This is a genomic window from Paraburkholderia sp. SIMBA_030 (assembly GCF_046535245.1).
Classification (GTDB): domain Bacteria; phylum Pseudomonadota; class Gammaproteobacteria; order Burkholderiales; family Burkholderiaceae; genus Paraburkholderia.
The window spans coordinates 1-233 of the sequence record NZ_JAWRXB010001704.1 but is presented as its reverse complement, the minus strand read 5'-3'; the positions used below and the strand labels follow the sequence as shown (position 1 = coordinate 233).

The window sequence follows — 233 nt, the reverse complement described above, 5'->3', positions numbered from 1 at the left end:
AGCGGCGAGGTGATCGCGCGAATCTACGATGCGTCGCGCACGGGCGTTGCGCCGGTCGAATATCGAGCACGCCGTGGCGGCCTGCTTGCGGCGCGGCATTTTCCGGGGCTTGTGCGGATCGGCGATACGGTTGCGGTGGTGGCCGATGTGGTCGAGCGCGGCATACCGGTGAGCGTCTGAGCGCGATGAAACTCGACCGCTACGACCTGGCGATTCTGCGCATTCTTGCGCGC

General features: G+C 66.5%; 1 pseudogene. It reads left to right on the top strand.

From position 1 onward, the window contains the following. Positions 1-180, top strand: a pseudogene (locus tag SB772_RS45835) (N-alpha-acetyl diaminobutyric acid deacetylase DoeB); the annotation flags it as partial. Positions 181-233: the final 53 nt, after the last annotated feature.